An 18,818-nucleotide genomic window follows, 5' to 3' on the forward strand; every position below is an offset into this window, starting at 1 on the left:
TTTGATTATACCACAAAATGTTGTGCCATTCTACTATTCGGACGCAATCGGTAGTTTAAACTCTACGATAATGCTGCTTCCCTTTTCCACCGTTGAATTTGCAACAGGCGTCTGCTTTTGCACCGTTCCCTCGCCGAGCGCGAAGAATTCCAGTCCGGCCTCAAGGGCCTTGTTTCTGGCTGAAATCAGATCCATTCCTGTAAGGTCCGGAACCGTGACCTTATCCGCCGCGGGCTGCTGTGTGGTTTTGTTTTCCATAGACAGAACAACAATCGAATTTTTATTAACCTGCTCTCCTGCTGCCGGCACCTGTCCCTGAACCGTTCCGCTGCCGTCAAGGGATACCTGCAGGCCGGCGTCGGAAAGTTTATCCTTTGCTTCCTGCATGGGAAGCCCCATTACATCCGGAACCGAAACCTTTTCCTCCGTACCTGCCGCGCTGCCCGACGGCGCGATCTTTCCGTTCATCAGAACGCCTGAAAGAACCTGTTTTGCGTAAGGCGCGCACACCGCGGCGCTGTTCTCCGTCGCCGAAGCGCCATTCGCTGTGATCATAACCATATATTTTGGATTGTCTGCCGGGGCATAGGCGATGAAGGTTGAAACCACCTTTCCTTCCACCGCTATGTTGTCCTCATACTGCTGCGCCGTTCCGGCAAAGCAGCCGATGGTGTAACCGTCTACCTGTGCGCTTGAACCTTCGCCCGTAAGCGCCACGTTTTCCATCATGCCCCGCAGCTGAGCCGCCGTGTCTGCCGAAACGGTTGTGCCCGTTTCCTGCGCTTCGTATTCCTCTGTCATGTTGCCGTTCGCATCCGCAAGCCCGAGAACCAGCCGCGGCACATACAGCGTACCGCCATTAATAATGGACGCCGCCGCGCTTGCAATCTGCATTTGGGATGTTTTTATTTCCTGCCCTGCGCCCATTTGCGCGATATCCGAATTGCGCGCATATCGCTTCTGGAGCATATCGCCCGCAGTATCCGTTGCAAAATCGATGCCTGTTTTTTCTCCAAACCCAAATGCCTTCATATATTGATAGAACAAATCCTTGCCAAGCGTATCCGCCTGCTGCGCGGAGCAGACGACACAGTGCTGCTCTGCGGCCTGCAACGGGTTCAGTGTCCCATGAGTACCGGTACAGGAAATGATTTCTCCGTCGATATCCTTGGATCCGTCGCAGGTATAATCCTGCGGATCGATATTTGCGTCAAGCGCAGCTGCCGCCGTAAACAGGCTGAAAATGTTACCCGGCTCATAAGCTGCCGCTGTAATATTGTTCGTCGAAAGAGCAGCCAGCGTTGCAGAGTCGTCCCGTGGCGGCGAGTTCAGGTCAAACTCAGGAATATTTGCCATCGCTATGATCTCACCGTTTGTCACATCCATCACCAGCCCCTGCACGCTGTCCAGTTGCTGTGCGTCGTACAGCTCCTTGCACGCCGTTTCAAGAAAGCTCTGGTCTATTTCGTCAATCGTGAGCACCACACTTTTCCCATCCTGCGGCTGTATCAGCATCTCCTGTCCGTTAGGAACCCCGCTGCCGTCCTTTGCCGTTTCAGAAACCTGCCTGCCAGACCTTCCCGCAAGCGTAGAATTGTAGCGTTTTTCAATTCCCGTTTGCCCTTCGCCATCGAGTGTCGTATAGCCAATCACCTGGGATGCAAAATCCTTATTGGGATAAAAGCGCTTGGTGTCGTCGATAAAGGATACGCCCGTAAGGTTCAGGGCTTTTATCGCTTCTTCTTCCTCTGTTGATATCTGGCGTTTGATCCAGATTTCCTTTTTTTCCGGATCCGTAGCCTTTTTGTAGATTTCATCCCTGTCCATTTGCAGGGCGTTTGCCAGACCGTCGGCAACTGCGTCGGCATTTCCGGCCTTCGCAATTTTTTCCGGAAGGATCACCACAGTGTCCGCAGCCGCGCTTTGCGCCAGCACATACATATTGCGATCCAGTATCGCTCCGCGTTTCGCCTCCACCACCGCATCCTTCGTCCACTGGTTTTCCGCCTGTGCTTTCAGCCAGTCGCCCTTCCATATAGACCAATATCCCACTCGTGTCATGAGCAGGATAATGAGTGAAATCAATATGATCAATATGACTAAAAGTCTCTTTCTTGTAACCAGTACGCGTGACGTTGACAACTTATTTTACTCCTGCCTAATTTTGAAACAGGCTCTTAACACCTTGGACGATGCTGTTCAAAAATCCCATAATACCCGCGTCGGACTGATCTGCAGCCTGCTGCTGTTCCACCGTTTCCGGCTCGCTGACTGCTGCCCCGCCGGACTGCGCTTCCTCCTGCACAGTTGCTACCGGCGGGTCGTCAGCCGGATCAACGTAAACGATCTGGTCTTCTGTCGGATAGCTCATGCCAAGCTTTGTCGATGCTGTTTGCTGGATGCTGTTGAGGTCGTCCTTCAGTGCGATGTCCATTTTCAGCTTATCAAGCTCTGCTGATAATTCCGTAATATTTGACTCGATCTGTGTGTTGGTATTATTGGCGCTGCTGATTGCCGCATAACGGATGACGATTCCCGAAAGGATTGCAAATACAAAAGCAATGAGCAGTATCGTTGAAACAACGCCCTTTCTTTTCTGTCCTTCATATTCCACTGCGATCGGCTTTACTCCACTGTAGTTTGCCGACTGCTGCGTGTTGCTTTCGTCCATATCAAAGCCGTGGATGATCTTTCGTTTGGGGGCAGGCTTATAGCCCGCATAATTTGCCGCCTTGCGCGGCTTTTCATCATAATAGCCCCGCTGATAATCATTGCCGGCCGTGCCGCCATACCTGCTGCGCGGACGGGTGGTTGCTTCGTAACGCATTCCATCGTTATAGCGATACCTTCCGTCGTACCGATACCTGTCGTCATAGCTTTCCTGCCTGCTTCTCAGGCTGTTGGGATTAGGCGTATTATAATACTCCTCCACTTCCCTTGCGCGCTGCGCATAGGACTGCTGATAGCTCCTTTGCGTTACGCGCGCCCCTTCGTAGGCCGGCGTAAGATTTCTCCCGCCCACCATGTTTTTTACGCCGGTCTGGCGGATCGACGTAGGGCGCTCATATGTTTTTGTCGGCGATACCGATCTTCTCTGCTGTTGTCTTTGCTGTGGCCTTGCAGTTTTCTTCCGCTCGTAAATGCGGACGTCTTCTTCTCCAAGCCGCCTGCGCTCAGCCGCAACTTTTTGCATACGATAAGCTTCCATATCGGAAATCTGCCCGTTATGGTTTGCTGCCCGGCCCTGTCCGCCGCTGCGCGGAAGAGGAATTCTTTCATAATTATGTGCTCTTTGCGGTATTGCGTTCATGATGCAATCCTTTCGTTATCTCTTCTCAGCTACCCTTAGCTTAGCGCTTCGAGCCCTCGGATTTGTCTCAAGCTCCAATTCTGTCGGAAGTACCGGTTTTCTTGTGAGTATCCTGACCTGGCTTTCCTTGCCGCATACGCAAACCGGAAAGTCCTTTGGACACTCGCATGGATCAAACAGCCGCTTAAACGTCTGCTTCACAATCCTGTCCTCCAGCGAATGGAAGGTTATGACTGCAAGCCTTCCTCCGCTTTCAAGAACCGATACATAATCGTCTATAGCCTGCGAAAGCCCTGTAAGCTCCGCGTTCACCTCGATGCGTATTGCCTGAAACGTTCTTTTTGCGGGATGCGGGCCGTTTCTTCTTGCCCCTGCCGGTATTGCGCTTTTGATAATTTCTACCAGCTCCAGCGTTGTTTCTATCGGCTTCTTTTTGCGTTCCGCCACAATAAACTGTGCAATGCGCGAAGCCCATTTCTCTTCGCCGTAATCCCTGATTACCTGCCTCAGGGCTTCTTCGCCATACTCATTTACGACTCGCTGTGCCGTCAGGAGATTGTTTCTGTCCATCCTCATGTCGAGCGGCGCCGGTTCGTTATAAGAAAACCCGCGTTCCCCCTCGTCAAGCTGGAAAGACGAGACTCCAAGATCCAGTACGGCCCCGTCTATTTTTTCAATATCCAGGCGGTCTAAAATCTGCCTGATATTTTTAAAATCGTCATGTACAAGCGTGATCCTGTCTTTGTAACCGGCAAGCCTTTCCCCGCAACGCCTGATCGCCGCCATGTCCTTATCGATGCCGATCAGCTTTCCTCCCGGCGCGCTCGCCTCGAGAATTCCCGTCGAATGTCCCGCTCCGCCGAGCGTTCCATCTACGTAAAGGCCGCCGTCCTGCAAATTCAGTGCTTCAAGCGTCTCCCGGTACAGTACCGGGACGTGCCCCTGCGCCGTCATATTCCAAGCTCCGCAAGTTTGGCAAGCGTTTCTTCATAGTCTTTGTAAGCGCTGTCATTGTATTCCGCCCAGCCTTCCTTCGACCAGATTTCCGCTCTTGTCATCACACCGATGATTACAGTTTCCTTCGTGGCGCCGATGTGATCCCTCAGCCTTTGCGGCAAAAGGATTCTTCCCTGCTTATCTCCTTCGCATTCGCACGCGCTCGCAAACAGCATACGCGTAAAGCTCTGCGCCGCAACATCGGAAACCGGCAGGTCTTTGAGTTTTCCGGCAAAGTTGTTCCACTCGTCCATGGAGAACACAAAAAGGCATTTGCCAACGCCCTTCGTCACGATGAAGCTTTCGCCCAAATCGTCACGGAATTTGGCCGGCATGAACACCCTGCCCTTGGCGTCTAAATTGTGTGTGTATTCTCCAATCAGCATCGCCGCGAAAACTCCTTTCCCCACTTTTAACCACTTTGCGCCACTTTTAATCAAATTTTATCATTTTCCCCACCATTATGCAAGCTTTTTTCTGACAAAACAAAAAAAACCGCGAATTGTGTAATTCGCAGTTTTTTGGCTTTGTTATCGCTTTTTTAAATTGTGTTTAGCATATTTTCTTCAATTTGAAGTCCAGGTAGTCCGCAGATACCAAATTATAGTTGACCGAACCGATTTTAAGATTTGTAAGGTGCAGGTTTTTTAGCACCTCGCCATGAAGATGCCCAAAAACGACTTCACTGACGCCTCCGCGCTCCAGGATCTCTGCAAAATCCGTGTTTTTTATATTCTCATATACGGGCGGAAAGTGCATCAGGGCAATCTTTTTTTTGTCCTGATACTTTTTTGTGGTATCAAGCGAAAGCTGCAGCCGCAGCTTCTCCCTCTCGAATATTTTTTTATCATTTTCCGAAAATCCGTTATCGCCGGGGAGGCTCCAGCCCCTCGTGCCGCAAAAAACATAGTCCCCCACAACCAACGAGTTATTTTGCAAAATATAGGTTTCGTTATACAAAACAGCATTTATTTTCGACATCGATCCCCACCAGTAGTCATGATTCCCCTTGATCATAATTTTTTTCCCGGGGAGGTCGCAAATCGCGTCCAGATCACAGACCGCATCTGCGATATTCATTGCCCAGCTGATATCGCCGGGGATAAGTACTATGTCGTCTTCCTTTACCCGCGCGTTCCAGTCCGCGCTGATCTTTTCAAAATGGTTTTTCCAGTGGTCTCCGAAAATATCCATTGCTTTTGGCTGCGCGTTCGATAAATGAAGATCACCGATTGCGTATATATTCATTCGCCATCCTCCGGGCCGAGCATTTGTTCGATATAATCCAATACTTTTTCCTTTCCCAGCTTGCTGGAAGCCGAGACCGGCACGATCAAAAATTCCATATCCAGGTCAACTGCGGCTTCGATGTGCTTTGCCATCTGCACAGCGTAGTTATAGCGTTTGGATTTTGCAATTTTATCCGCCTTGGTTGCCGCAATCATAAACGGCACGCCGTAACGGGCCGCCCATTCGATCATCTGCAGGTCATCCTGCGTTGGTTTGTGGCGGATATCCACCAGAATCACGAGCGCGCGCAGATTTTTCGCCACTGCAAAATACTGCTCCATCATCCTGGCCCACGATTCTTTTTCCGTCTTTGACACACGCGCAAAGCCGTATCCCGGAAGATCTACAAGATAGAAGGAATCGTTCACCAGAAAATAATTGATAAGCCTCGTTTTCCCCGGCTGCTTACTGACGTATGCCAGCTTCTTATTGTTCGTCATATAGTTGATGAGGGAGGATTTTCCCACATTCGACTTTCCGGCGAACGCAATCTCCGGCCTGCCCTCCTCCGGATAATCCTCCGCCCGTTTCATGCTGGTAATAAAGGCCGCTTTTTTGATCTCCACTATTTTTTCTCCGTTACAAGCGCATTTTTAAGCACATCGCCAATTTCCGTTGCAAAGATAAAGTTCAACTGGCTTCTGACGGACTCCGGCAACTCTTCCAGATCGGCTTCGTTGTCCTTTGGCAGGATAATCGTGTGGATACCCGCGCGAAGGGCGGCAAGCGCCTTTTCTTTAATCCCGCCTATTTTAAGCACCCTGCCTGTCAGCGTGATTTCTCCCGTCATGGCGATATCATGGCGCACCGGGCGCTTTGTAAGCGCAGATACCAGCGCCGTTACCATCGTAACGCCCGCCGAAGGGCCATCCTTGGGGATTGCCCCTTCCGGCACATGGATGTGCAGATCCGTTTTTTCGTTGATATCCTTGGGAAATTTCAGCTTGCCGCTCATCGCGCGCACAACAGAGATTCCTGTTTTTGCCGATTCTTTCATCACGTCGCCAAGCTGCCCCGTAAGCTCCATCTTGCCCGTTCCGGGAATCACGGAAACCTCAATGGGCATCGTCTGTCCGCCGACAGCCGTCCATGCAAGGCCCGTCACCACGCCGACAGTATCTTTTTTCATCACATTTGTTTCGCTGCGCCTCGGAAGCCCCAGATAATCCTTCAGGTTCTTCTGTGTGACGGAAATCTTCTCGTCTCCCTCGCCTACGATCTGCGCGGCAGATTTACGCATAATAGTCGCTATCTCGCGCTCCAGGTTCCTTACTCCGCTTTCAGCCGTATATTTATGGATCATATCCATAATCGCGCCGTCGCTGATCCTGACAGTACGCGGCTTGAGGCCATGCTCCTTCGCCTGCTTTGCGATCAGGTGTTTTTTTGCAATGTTAAGCTTTTCCACATCCGTATAGCTATCGATGTTAATGATTTCCATCCTGTCGTAAAGCGGACGCGGAATGGTGCTGATATCGTTTGCAGTCGTTATAAACATAACCTTTGACAGGTCAAATTCAATGTCAAGGTAATGATCGCGGAAGGTGTTATTGATCTCCGGATCGAGCACCTCCAGCATCGCAGAAGCAGGATCTCCGCGGAAATCGCTGCTCATCTTATCGATCTCATCCAGTAAAAACAGAGGATTCATGCTGTCCGCCTGCTTGATTGACGTAATGATACGCCCGGGAATCGCGCCGATATATGTACGCCGGTGCCCCCTGATCTCCGCTTCGTCGTGCACGCCTCCAAGGGACATCCGCACAAATTTTTTCTCAAGCGCATTTGCAATGGAATGCGCGATCGACGTTTTTCCTACGCCTGGAGGCCCCGCAAGGCACAGGATCGGCCCGTGCATATCATTTTTCAGTTTCCTGACCGCCAAAAACTCGATAATACGGTCTTTGACTTTATGGAGGCCGTAATGCTCCTGATCGAGAACCTTGCGCGCATGTGCAAGATCCAGATCGTCCTGTGTGTATTTACCCCACGGCAAACTCACAATCCAGTCGATATAGCTTCGAATGACGCTGATCTCCGGCGAACCCGAAGACATCCTCGTCATTCTGGCAAGCTCTTTTTCCGCCTTCGTGCGCGCTTCCTCAGAAAGCGGCAGCTCTTTGATTTTCCTGCGAAGCTCGTCTACCTCGTCCTCGTCGTTTTCCGTTTCTCCAAGCTCCTTCTGGATGACCTTCATCTGCTCGCGCAGAAAATATTCACGCTGGGATTTATCGATCTGCTGCTTTACCGAGGATGCAATTTCCTTATCGATTTCAAGGATATCGATCTCTTTTTTCAATATTTCCATCACAAGCTGCAAACGCTCGAGCTCGCTGACGCAGTTGAGCACCTTCTGCTTATCGTCCAGCTTTATCGCCACATTGGAAGCAATCATATCCGCGAACTTGCCCGGCTCCTCCACCTCGCCGATCGTAAAAAGGGTTTCTCCGGGAATGCGGGCTCCAAGCGCCGCAAACCGCTCAAAGAGATCGGTCACACGCCGCATATAAGCTTCCTTTACAACCTCTTTGGATGGATCGTCGTGGGACTCCTCCGGAATCTCTTCGACCTCTGCCCGAAGGAACGGTTCCTTGCCGGCATAACCAATCATACGCGCGCGGCGCTCTCCTTCTACCAGCACCCGAAGCGTATCGCCCGGCAGCTTCAGCACCTGCTTCACCTTGGCGATTGTTCCTATGCCGTGCAAATCCTCGATTTCCGGCATTTCGATCTTGAGGTCTTTTTGGGTTACCAAAAAGATTTCCTGCCCCTGCGTGACGCATTCCTCCACCGCGGCGACGGACATTTCCCTGCCAACATCAAAATGCAACACCATATAGGGGAAGATAACAAGCCCCCGTAACGCCACCATCGGCATAACTAATCTTTCCAATTTATATTTGCTCCTTTTCCAGTCTGTCTGTATGTTTGATTATACATGAAAATCAATCCTAGTTCAATCAGGACATCCCCGCAGCCTTTAGAGATTCCCCTGTTTCTCCTGTTTTTTCCCTTATATCCCCCCCTGTTTCCACGCTGTTTTACAGCCAACAGGTAAAACACAGCGCATAGCGCAGATGCAATAATATATGCTGCCTGAACAACCATTTGATAAACTAAAACAAATGCAAAAACACTTCTTTCTTCTTTCCCCGCCCGTGGCATACAATAATAAGAAAGCCTTCCCTTGACAATCAAAGGAAGGCTTTCCTGCTATCGCGCGTTTTTACAGCCCATACAGTTCATCCTGGCAAATGAGCTTAATGTCGTTTTTCGTCAGCACATCGATTGCTTTGTCATTATCCTCCACGCGGAAGATCATATATGCAAGATCCTTTTTCCGCGTGATAAACGCATACGTATATTCAAGATTCACACCGTTATCCCCAAGGATATCGAGAATACCCGAAAGAGCGCCCGGCTCATCTGAAATTGCGACTGCAAGCACAGGCGTGATCGAGCACACATATCCCGCTTCCTTCAGCACGCATGCGGCCTTATAGGTGTCGTCGACAATCAGCCTCAGTATGCCAAAGTCACGCGTCTCCGCCACAGAAAGCGCCCGCATATCGATCTGATTCTGGTTGAGGACTTTAACCAGCGCCGACAACTGCGCGGGTTTGTTCTCCAAAAATACAGAAATCTGTTTTACCGTCATTGTGCACTCCTCCTTACCTTAATAAAGGTTGCGTTTGTCGATGACGCGCACAGCTTTGCCCTCGCTGCGCGCAATCGATTTTGGTGCCACCAGGGCCACCTTTGCATAAATGCCAAGCATCGCCTTCATCTCAAAGATCAGTTCGCGTTCACGCTCCGCCACCTGGCTTACGGAGTCGGAGAACATTTCCTGCGTCATCTCCACCTGGACTTCCAGTACATCGCTGTTCTTCTCCCTGCTGACGATGATCTGGTAATTTGCTGGATACCCCTTGTTGAGGAGCACCGTCTCTATCTGTGACGGAAATACGTTTACGCCCTTTACAATCAGCATATCGTCGCTGCGTCCCATTGGCTTGCACATTTTGACGTGCGTCCTGCCGCAGGAGCATTTTTCCCTTGTGAGCACGCAAATATCGCGCGTACGGTAACGAAGCAACGGAAACGCCTCCTTGGTAATACTTGTAAATACCAGTTCGCCCTTTTCCCCGTCCGGCAACACCTCGCCTGTTACAGGATTGATGATCTCCGCGATAAAGTGGTCTTCATTTATGTGCATCCCGGTTTGCTCGCTGCATTCAAACGAAACGCCCGGACCGGAAATCTCTGTCAATCCATAAATGTCGTAAGCCTTGATGCCCAGCTTCTTCTCAATATCCCTGCGCATTTCCTCGCTCCACGCTTCCGCACCAAAGATACCCGCCTTTAGCTTGATCTGGTCCTGCAGGCCTTCTTCGCAGATCGTTTCTCCAAGGTATGCCGCATAGGAGGGCGTACAGCAAAGGATCGTCGATCCCAGATCGCACATAAATTGTATCTGGCGCTGCGTGTTACCGGATGACATTGGCAGGGTCAGCGATCCAACCTTGTGCGAGCCGCCGTTAAGGCCCGGTCCGCCCGTAAAGAGGCCGTAGCCATAGGAAACATGCACCACGTCATCCCTGGTGCCTCCTGCCGCCACAATCGCACGGGCGCAGCACTCGTCCCACAGGTCAATATCGTGCTGTGTATAAAAAGCGACAACCCGCCTTCCTGTCGTCCCGCTCGTAGACTGTATCCTGACAGCATCGCTAAGCGGAACCGCCAGCAACCCGTATGGATATGCGTCGCGCAAATCATCCTTCGTGAGGAAGGGCAGCTTGCATAAATCATCTACAGATTTCACGTCATCGGGCTCCACGCCCTGCTTCTCCATCAGGTTCCTGTAATACGGCACATTGTCGTAAACGTGCTTCACCGTTTTCACGAGCCGTTCATCCTGCCACTTCCTGATCTGCTCAGGCGAAGCGCATTCGATTTCAGGCTGGAAATAATTCTCCATTGCAATCGATCCTTTCTGTTTGTTTCCGGACGCCCGGAAAATATCATAATATAATGTACGTTTCTATCATACCATTTTCCCGCGCCTGAGCAAATACCAAAATAACGCAATTCAGAAAAAAAGCGGCGTTTCCTTATACAGCTGGAACGCGCCGCGATTTCTCAATTCAATATACGTTAACGCCCGCAGGCCGCCTTATGCCAAAATTTCAAGCAGCTCGCCAATACTTCCGATTACATATTCCGGTTTATGCGTACGAATGACCGCTTCCTTATCCTGCGCCCACGCAATATCCGTATTTGCAAAACACGCATCGCAGCCAAGGGTATGCGCTACCTTCATATCGCCGTTTGTATCCCCCACATAAAGCACGCGTCCCGGGTTTATTTCATTTCGTTCCAGCAGCGCACGGAAACGTTCCAGCTTCTCTGCCTGTTCTTCCTTTGCGCCTTCAAGCTCAAAGAAATAATCCTGCAGGCCAAGCACTACTACCATGCGCTCCAGAAGCTCCTGCATGGAATTTGAAATCAGGGCCATGCCATACCCTTCCTTATGCAGCGCGCCCAGCGTCTCCCGTGCGCCGTCTGCAAGCCTGATCCTGCCAATCATATCGTCCGCGCCCGTTCCGTAAAAACGACGCAAATAGCGGAAAACTTCCTCTTCCTCTTCTTCGTCCTTCACACCTGCGTCGCGCAGAACGTCCCTGATCGAAAGCGTTTTCTGCAAGCCGTTCGTGATTTTGTCCGGATCAAAAACCTTTCCGCATTCCGTAAAATAATCGATAAACACCTTACAATGAAAATCCGGCGTATCTGCAAGCGTTCCATCCAAGTCAAATAAAATATGATCGTACCGTCTCATCTGCTCCTCCGTTCGGATATCCTTTGTCTAACGTTCTTCCTGCCAATCCCCCGAAAAGCACCCTTTGATCATACCCTTTTTGGACGTATTTTGTCAATGAGGCGCATTACAGAAAACGACAGCAATACCGTAAGCATTGCTGTCATTTTTTAATTCATTCCCAACCGAACCTCAAGCCCCTTTGTATCTACAGATTCAATGAGCTTTTCAAGCTCTTCCGTAGTCATCGGTTCTGCAGCCGGGTATTCGTAGTCGAGCCCCAGGTTGTGGTATTTGCTCATGCCGTACGTATGGTAAGGCAGGAAACGTATCATATGCGCGCCGCTTTCTGCGGCGGCGTCCGCAATGCTTTGCAGCTCCGCGGGCGTATCGTTAAAGCCGGGCACCACCGGAACGCGAACCTCCACCGGCTTTTTCGCCGCCAGGTAAGCAAGGGTTTCCAACGCCTTTCCGGCGCCGCTTCCCGTATATTTTTTGCTTTTTTCATTGTCCGTATGTTTGATATCGAGCATGACGTAATCAAGCAGCGGTTCGATGCGCCTGCGCGTCTCGCCACTCATATTCCCATTCGTTTCGATTGCGGTATGGATGCCTTCCTCCCTGCATTTTTGCAGCAGCTCCACAAGGAATTCCGCCTGTTGTGTGGGTTCCCCACCGCTTACAGTAATACCGCCGCCCGATTCCTCATAGTAATCCCCGTCCTTGCGTACGGTATCCATCACCTCATCCGCGCTGTATTCCCTGCCGCTGATCCTGAAACAGTTTTCAAAGCAGGTGAGGGCGCATGTACCGCACAGCGTACAAAGGCTGTGATCCACAAGATACCGGCCCTCCTTTAAGCTGATTGCGTGGGAAGGGCACGCAGCCGCGCMCCTCCCGCACATAGAGCAGCTTGAATCCGTGCGAATAACGACAGGTTTCCTGCCGATCGATTCCGGATTGTGGCACCATTTGCACCACTGGTTACAGCCCTGGAAGAACACCACAGTCCTAATCCCCGGGCCGTCGTCCAGCGAGAACCGTTGTATGTCAAATATACATCCCATTCCTTAAACAGTATCCTCTCCCTTAATTTGCTTCCGAATATTCCGTGCGGGCAATCAAATGGTTTTGCCATTTTTCCTCCAGCTCCACATAGAATGCGCTGAAGCCCGCTACCTTCACCACCAGCGTGCGGTAGTCGTCCGGCTTCTCCTGCGCGTCCTCCAGCATTTCCCTGCTGATGACATTAAACTGTACCTGGAACCCTCCACGCTTGAAATATACCTTGATCGTCTGCGCGATCTTCCTGCGCTTTTCTGCGCTGGCAAGTCCGGACGGGTGGAATTTTACATTCAGGATCGAGCCGTTGTCCATCAGCGCATGGTCGATTTTGGAAAGCGAGTTGAACACCGCCGTAATGCCGCTTTCGTCCGTACCCGGAACAGGCGACATATTATCCGCCAGAGACTCCCCTGCGTATCTTCCGTCTGGAGTCGCGCCAATCACTTCCCCGTCGATCACATTCATAACAACCGTTTGTGCCGTACAGCCAAACTGGCCTCCGCGAAGCGGCTTCATCTTTTTCATTTTTGCAGGCATGATCTCAAACAAACGCTCGCACAGCAGGTCTACCTCGTCGTTGTCATTGCCAAACGTGGGGCTTTCCGCAAGCGCCTTGCGTATTTTCTGGTTTTCTTCCCCTTCGAAATTTTCCTTCATCGCCTTAAGCACCTGCTCAGCCGTATAAAGCTTTTTCTGGAACACAACCTGGTCGATCGCCTCTAATGCGTTTGCAACGTTTGGATATCCGTGCGAATGAATGATCGTGTCGTTATAATTTGGCCCGCGGCCCCAGCTGATATCCTTACCCATTTCGATCCTGTAATTCACAGTTGCCGAAAGGAAGGGCGTGGGCGTGAGCGTGAAGTAGCTTTCCGCAATCGCCCGCTCGATCTTTGGAATAAATTCCAGATAGTAATCGAGCTGCTGCTCGAAGAGCGCTATCACGTCGTCAAGGTTTTTCGCGTCTTTAAAAGAAGCTTTCGTCTTGCACAATGTCTTACCCGTATTTGGATTCTCTCCGTCGTACAGCGCAAGCTCCAGAATTTTCATCATGTTAACATATACCGGCGTTACGCCTGTGCCATGCTTGCCCGGCACGCGCACCTCAGAGCAGCCCATACCCGCCCAGTTACGCGCGTCACGCAGGTCTACGCCTGCACGCAGCATCATATCCACGGCAACGTCGTCGTTGAAAAATGCAGGCATACCGCCGCCATGCGCCACAAGCGCCTCCATCGAGGCCTCCATAAATTCAAGCGGCGTCGTCTTCCCCGCGCTCACAATTACGGTCGGCACATTCATATTTGTGTGTCCGAGCGCCTTCAGGAACAGGTAGGAAAGCTCGTTGACCGCCGATTTTCCATCCGGCGTCTGCCCTGCAAGCGTGATGGTCTGGAACAGCTGGTCTCCACCGAGGATTTCCGTCGTACCCCAGTCGCGAAGCTTATTTGCTTCAAAGCACTTGAGCAGGAAGCATTCCAAAAGCTGCTGCGCCTTGTCCGCATCAATGCGCCCTTCGCGCACATCCGCCTCATAGAAAGGATACAGATAGGAATCCATGCGGCCCATGGAAATACTGTGACCGTTTGATTCAATTTGAATCAACAGATGAATCAGCAGCACCATTTGCAGCGCTTCATAGAATGTGTCCGGTTTCTCTGCCGGAATTTTGTGGCAAATACGGGCCATCTCCATCAATTCTTCCTTACGTCCCGTATCTGTTTCCTTCTTGGCGCGTTCAACCGCCATCTGTGAAAGCCGTTCAGAATAATCAATCGCACCTTCAAGCACCATGACCACCGAGTTCAGGAAAGCGAGCTTCTCCAAGTATTCCTCGTCGCTTTCATCCAAAAGTCCGATCTGTGTTTTGGTTTTTTCGATCACAGCGTTAAAGCCCGTATCGAGCAGGCCAACGTAATCCGGGATGATATGCCCGTCGCCGTTCTGGTTATGCTCGATAGACATCGTCTGGTTCACACTTGGGTGCTGATGGCCTTTCCCATCCGGCCCCGGCCCCATCAGGTAGTCGCCAATCGTCTGTTTGAGCGAATAATCCACGCGGTCAAAATGCGTTGCGCCGTCCCATGCGTCACACATTTTGAGGATTTCCTCCTTATGCTCCGGCGTCACTACAAAGCGCTGGCGCGGACGTTTTTCAAACGTATCCAGTTCATCGCGCACCCAATCGATTGAGTATTCCGGAAACAGCTCCACCGCAAGCGGTTTCCCCGCCGTATTTCCCATCAAAAGGTCGTCGTCGCCGAGATAAATGGTCATCTCGTTCATCATACGTTTAAAAGCCCGCGCACGGCGGATTACAACCGGCTGCCCCGGCGCTTTGAGACATTCTTCCGTATAAATTTTACCGCGTTCCGTGCAAATTTCAGGCGCGTAACCCAAAATATACTTTTTGATCCGTTCTGTTCTTGTCATGCTGTTAACCTCCCTTAGAGCCATAATACTGTGCATTACGCACAATGTTTCCCCTGTTTTCATTTGTACTATGTGGTCATTTATGAAATGTTATACTTCCCTGTGTATTTCAATTATACTTTTGATGCAACGTTTATCACAAAATCTCGTTTATACTGATATATGCCTGATTTTCTCTTTTTTTCTTGATTATCGCATTTTAACGCCTTATTTCTCCAACATTTCTTCCTGTTTTGATTGTTTCAATTTTTTTGCCCAATTCATTAAAAAAACCGCGCGGTTTTCGCTAAAATTGATTTCTCCCAATACATTTTTTGATATTTTTCCTTTATTTCAATTTAAAATGTTTATATCATTCAAATACTCGTTATTTTGTCCATTATCTATCCATTTCTCGTCTTTGATCAATGTTGTATCAATGGTATCATATGTGTATCATCTTGTCCACCCTTTTTTGGGTGCAATTCCAGGTACTATGACAACAGATATAAAGGACACAATAGAAGGAGGAATTTATTAATGCAGTATGGAATACCAATTCCTGTTTCGTCCGTAAAAGCGGATGAATTTGGAGATGCGCAGCTTTATGCGTGCGGTGAAACAGACCAGCTTAGCTTTGGCGTGCTCGAGCTCCCCGTCGGTAAAACAGCCGGCTACGACGCGGGGCATAAAAATGCGGACGAAATTTTTTATGTTATATCCGGAGAGGCCGTGCTGACCTATCCGACGACAGAAGAAACCGTCCATCTCAAAACAGACGATTTTACTCTGGTACACCGTGACATACCCCACATCGTCAGCAATCCCGGGGACGGGGCGCTCAAATTTCTTTACGCAACCTGCGCGACAAGAGATTAACAAGGAGGAACATCATTATGGCAGACATCTTAAGCATCGGCGGTATGCTCGTCGAAATCATGCGTAAGGATATCGACAAACCCTTTGACAAGGCCGCCGACCTTACAGGCCCTTACCCGAGCGGCGATACCCCCATTTTTATCAATGCCGCGGCAAAGCTTGGCAATTCTTGTTCGTTTATCGGCGTAGTCGGCGACGACGGCTTTGGCAAATGCCTGTGCGACCGTCTCTGTGAAAGCGGCGTGGATCTTGACATGGTACGCGTGGCTCCCGGCGCTACAACCGGCACCGCGTTTGTAGGGTATTTCAGCGACGGCAGCCGTACGTTTATTTATCACTGGCGGCATTCTGCCGCAGGAATGATAGACGAAAGCGATATCGATCCCGAGAAAATCAAGGGCGTAAAATGGGTGCACATTACAGGCGTAACGCTTTCCGTCAACGAGAACTGTATGAGGGCGGTCTACAAACTGCTGAGCGTGCTTGACGATGATGTAAAGGTATGCTTTGATCCCAATATCCGCCCGGAGGTTTTAAGCGTCGAGGAAATTCGGGATATGTGTGCGCCGATCATCGCGCGTGCAAACGTCATTTTTCCAAGCAAAACGGAAGCGATGATGTTTACCGGCGCTCCTGACGACGATACCGGATGCAAACAGTGGGCGCAGCAGGGCAAGCTCGTCGTACTTAAAAACGGCGAAGATGGCTGCCGCATCTTTAACGGCGGCGAGATTATGGACGTTCCCTCGTTTTCTGTTACCGAGGTCGATCCGACAGGCGCAGGCGATACCTTCTGCGCAGCCTTCGTAACCGCCCTGAACGACGGCCTTCCCCTGTATGAGGCAGGACGTTTTGCAAATGCTGCGGGCGCGCTTTCAGTACTGAAAAAAGGTCCGATGGAAGGCGCTCCCACGCGCGAAGAGGTTCTCGCGCTCCTTGATCAANAACACGGCATTATAGGCTTTGCGCATAAGCTTTACTCTTTTGTACTTAAAACGCAGAGCCTCTTTGGGTATTCCGGCCCTGTTCGCAGGAAACTGCTGCGAACAGGGTACGGAACGCCTGTAAATCTTTATCGGAAAGGAATGAAACAATGAAAGTAACGTTACAGTATATCGCGGATAAGGCGGGCGTATCCCGTTCACTGGTTTCCAAGGTGCTCAACAATAAACCGGTCCGTGTTTCTGCACAAAAAAGGGCCCAGATCATCCGGATCGCCCAGAAGCACAACTATACCCCGCAGGGAATTGCTTCCGAAGGCAAGCTTCCTTTCCTGCGCAAGAAAAAAGTAATCGGTATTCTGCAGCCTGAGCTCAATTTCTATTTTTTAACCCAGCTCACGGATGAAATCGAGAAAAACCTGCGGCGCGAAGGCTATTCCTCGATTATCTTTAACAGCCACGAAGATCCGCAAATAGAGCGTGAAATCCTTGAATTCTGCTTTACAGGCGCTGTCGACGGCCTGATTGTGAACGCCTGCGACAACTTTGCAAATCTTGACTACCTGCGCAAGCTGCAATCAAACAATCTTCCGATGGTTTTCGTGGACCGTTATGTTTACAATGTAAACGCAAGCTATGCGGCGACGGATAACAGGGCAAATTCTTTTAAGCTCACCGAAGCGCTTATTGAACGCGGGCATAAAAACATCCTGTTCATTTTCCATGGCAAATCCATCTGCACGACCGTACAAATGGACCGTTTTGCGGGATATCAGGACGCGATGGAGAAACATCACCTGAAGATACAAAAGGAATACATCTATACAGACCGGCCACTTGACTGCCAGCCGCTTTCCAATCTTGAAAACATGAAGAAGTTCACAGCGGTGGCCCTTGCTACCACATGGGATTTTTTATATGTGTGCGATATGCTCAGGCAAATGGATTTTCCGGATGCAATCGACATCGGCTCGTTCGATACGTTTACGATTCCGTTTCCCCTTTCCGACGGAAAACTGCCATTCAAAAACATCCGGTCGCTGTTTTTGATGATACAGCAACCGGATGTGCTCGCCGAAAAAGCGGTAGATTTGTTACTTTCTTCCATTCAGTCCAAAAATGCCGCTCCCCAGCAAGCCCATATTGGCTGTCACCTGCAAATTTTTGATAATATCAATTCTTCGCAGTTTTAAGCAAACAATCTGTTTTTTAAGCGCTTCCCTTGTTACGGGAAGCGCTTTTTGCATAATTGAAACCCGCTAACGCTTGCTGATTCTCAGGTGTCTGATATTTTACGCGTTAACTTCTTTGGCCCTGCGGGATTTGATGAAGCTGTCGAACGCTACCGCCGCAATCAGCACCATACCTCTTACGAACTTCTGTACGAATTCGTTGATTCCCAGCATTGTCATACCATTCTGCAGGATTCCCATGATCAGTACACCGATGATTACCATGTACAGCTTCCCCTGGCCTCCTGTCATGCTAACGCCGCCCAGTACTACGCCTGTGATAACGTCCATTTCATAGCCTTCTCCTGCATTCGGCTGCCCTGAGTTCGTCCTCGCAAGGATTACAAGCCCTGCAAGCGCACTCATGAATCCACCTACCGCATATACCAGGAATTTGATCTTCGATACGTTTACTCCCGACAGCCTCGACGCTTCTTCGTTTCCGCCTACGCCGTAGATGTGCCGCCCTGCCCTTGTCTTCGACAGGAATATAATTCCAAAGATGAATACTGCCGCCATGATCAGCACCGGGATCGGGATCGGCCCAAGGTATCCCTGTCCAAGCTGCGTGTACGACGAGTCAAACCCGAATACCGGAAGTCCTCCTGTGATGATGTACGCAAGTCCCCTGATCGATACCATCATACCCAGCGTTGCGATGAACGGCGGTACCGCCAGCTTCGAAATGAAGAACCCGTTCGCAAGCCCAAGTCCTATGCCAAACAGGCACATGATGATCGCTGCAAGCACCGGGTTCATCGACTGCTCTGTCATCAGCAGCGCCGCCCCTACTCCTGCGAAGCCTGCTACCGATCCTACCGAAAGGTCGATTCCTCCTGTCAGCATGATGAACGTCATACCTACTGCTATGATTC

17 protein-coding genes are annotated in these 18,818 nt (G+C 50.4%); 3 read left to right on the top strand and 14 right to left on the bottom strand.

Going from position 1 to position 18,818, the window contains the following annotated elements; translation table 11 throughout:
• Window positions 1-33: 33 nt before the first annotated feature.
• The 13 genes from CHK_RS01030 to CHK_RS01090 all read right to left on the bottom strand — a co-directional run bounded on the left by CHK_RS01030 (window position 34) and on the right by CHK_RS01090 (window position 14,912).
• Window positions 34-2,142: a penicillin-binding transpeptidase domain-containing protein gene (locus tag CHK_RS01030; protein ID WP_131925052.1), complete on the bottom strand. Its 2,109-nt coding sequence runs from the start codon at window positions 2,140-2,142 to the stop codon at window positions 34-36.
• A 16-nt stretch (window positions 2,143-2,158) separates the two neighbouring features.
• Window positions 2,159-3,310, bottom strand: a complete 1,152-nt coding sequence (locus CHK_RS01035; RefSeq protein WP_046442108.1) for an FtsB family cell division protein — start codon at window positions 3,308-3,310, stop codon at window positions 2,159-2,161.
• A gap of 15 nt (window positions 3,311-3,325) precedes the next feature.
• A complete protein-coding gene (gene rsmH, locus CHK_RS01040) occupies window positions 3,326-4,264 on the bottom strand; it encodes a 16S rRNA (cytosine(1402)-N(4))-methyltransferase RsmH (RefSeq protein WP_046442109.1) in 939 nt (312 codons plus the stop codon).
• Complete coding sequence (gene mraZ, locus CHK_RS01045) at window positions 4,261-4,692, bottom strand: division/cell wall cluster transcriptional repressor MraZ (RefSeq protein WP_046442110.1); 432 nt, start codon at window positions 4,690-4,692, stop codon at window positions 4,261-4,263. The genes rsmH and mraZ overlap by 4 nt, the downstream gene beginning before the upstream one ends.
• A gap of 166 nt (window positions 4,693-4,858) precedes the next feature.
• Window positions 4,859-5,554, bottom strand: coding sequence for a metallophosphoesterase (locus CHK_RS01050; RefSeq protein ID WP_046442112.1), 696 nt, complete (start codon window positions 5,552-5,554; stop codon window positions 4,859-4,861).
• Entirely contained in the window at window positions 5,551-6,162 is a 612-nt protein-coding gene (gene yihA / locus CHK_RS01055; protein ID WP_046442113.1) for a ribosome biogenesis GTP-binding protein YihA/YsxC, read from the bottom strand. The genes CHK_RS01050 and yihA overlap by 4 nt, the downstream gene beginning before the upstream one ends.
• On the bottom strand, window positions 6,162-8,474 hold the full coding sequence (gene lon / locus CHK_RS01060; protein ID WP_046442115.1) for an endopeptidase La: 2,313 nt from the start codon (window positions 8,472-8,474) through the stop codon (window positions 6,162-6,164). Before lon ends, yihA begins: the two co-directional genes overlap by 1 nt.
• Window positions 8,475-8,476: 2 nt before the next feature.
• On the bottom strand, window positions 8,477-8,794 hold the full coding sequence (locus CHK_RS01065) for a hypothetical protein (protein WP_046442116.1): 318 nt from the start codon (window positions 8,792-8,794) through the stop codon (window positions 8,477-8,479).
• A 28-nt stretch (window positions 8,795-8,822) separates the two neighbouring features.
• A complete protein-coding gene (locus CHK_RS01070; RefSeq protein WP_046442117.1) occupies window positions 8,823-9,254 on the bottom strand; it encodes an acetolactate synthase in 432 nt (143 codons plus the stop codon).
• 18 nt (window positions 9,255-9,272) lie between these two features.
• Window positions 9,273-10,574 (bottom strand): phenylacetate--CoA ligase family protein, encoded by a 1,302-nt coding sequence (locus CHK_RS01075; protein WP_046442118.1) that lies wholly within the window; start codon window positions 10,572-10,574, stop codon window positions 9,273-9,275.
• Window positions 10,575-10,769: 195 nt separating this feature from the next.
• Window positions 10,770-11,435, bottom strand: coding sequence for an HAD family hydrolase (locus tag CHK_RS01080; RefSeq protein ID WP_046442119.1), 666 nt, complete (start codon window positions 11,433-11,435; stop codon window positions 10,770-10,772).
• A 149-nt stretch (window positions 11,436-11,584) separates the two neighbouring features.
• On the bottom strand, window positions 11,585-12,481 hold the full coding sequence (locus tag CHK_RS01085; protein WP_046442121.1) for a glycyl-radical enzyme activating protein: 897 nt from the start codon (window positions 12,479-12,481) through the stop codon (window positions 11,585-11,587).
• 22 nt (window positions 12,482-12,503) lie between these two features.
• Window positions 12,504-14,912, bottom strand: coding sequence for a glycyl radical protein (locus CHK_RS01090; protein WP_046442123.1), 2,409 nt, complete (start codon window positions 14,910-14,912; stop codon window positions 12,504-12,506).
• A 519-nt stretch (window positions 14,913-15,431) separates the two neighbouring features.
• On the opposite strand from CHK_RS01090, the gene CHK_RS01095 reads away from it, so the two are divergent.
• The 3 genes from CHK_RS01095 to CHK_RS01105 all read left to right on the top strand — a co-directional run bounded on the left by CHK_RS01095 (window position 15,432) and on the right by CHK_RS01105 (window position 17,904).
• The gene (locus tag CHK_RS01095) at window positions 15,432-15,770 is read left to right on the top strand and encodes a cupin domain-containing protein (protein WP_052740113.1); all 339 of its coding nucleotides are present in this window, start codon (window positions 15,432-15,434) and stop codon (window positions 15,768-15,770) included.
• A gap of 59 nt (window positions 15,771-15,829) precedes the next feature.
• A complete protein-coding gene (locus CHK_RS01100; RefSeq protein WP_461949954.1) occupies window positions 15,830-16,867 on the top strand; it encodes a carbohydrate kinase family protein in 1,038 nt (345 codons plus the stop codon).
• Complete coding sequence (locus CHK_RS01105; protein WP_046442124.1) at window positions 16,864-17,904, top strand: LacI family DNA-binding transcriptional regulator; 1,041 nt, start codon at window positions 16,864-16,866, stop codon at window positions 17,902-17,904. Before CHK_RS01100 ends, CHK_RS01105 begins: the two co-directional genes overlap by 4 nt.
• A gap of 99 nt (window positions 17,905-18,003) precedes the next feature.
• Here the strand turns inward: CHK_RS01105 and CHK_RS01110 are convergent.
• The coding region (locus tag CHK_RS01110; protein ID WP_046442139.1) for an ABC transporter permease at window positions 18,004-18,818 on the bottom strand (815 nt) is incomplete at its 5' end.

Source organism: Christensenella hongkongensis (genome assembly GCF_000981035.1).
Classification (GTDB): Bacteria; Bacillota; Clostridia; order Christensenellales; family Christensenellaceae; genus Christensenella; species Christensenella hongkongensis.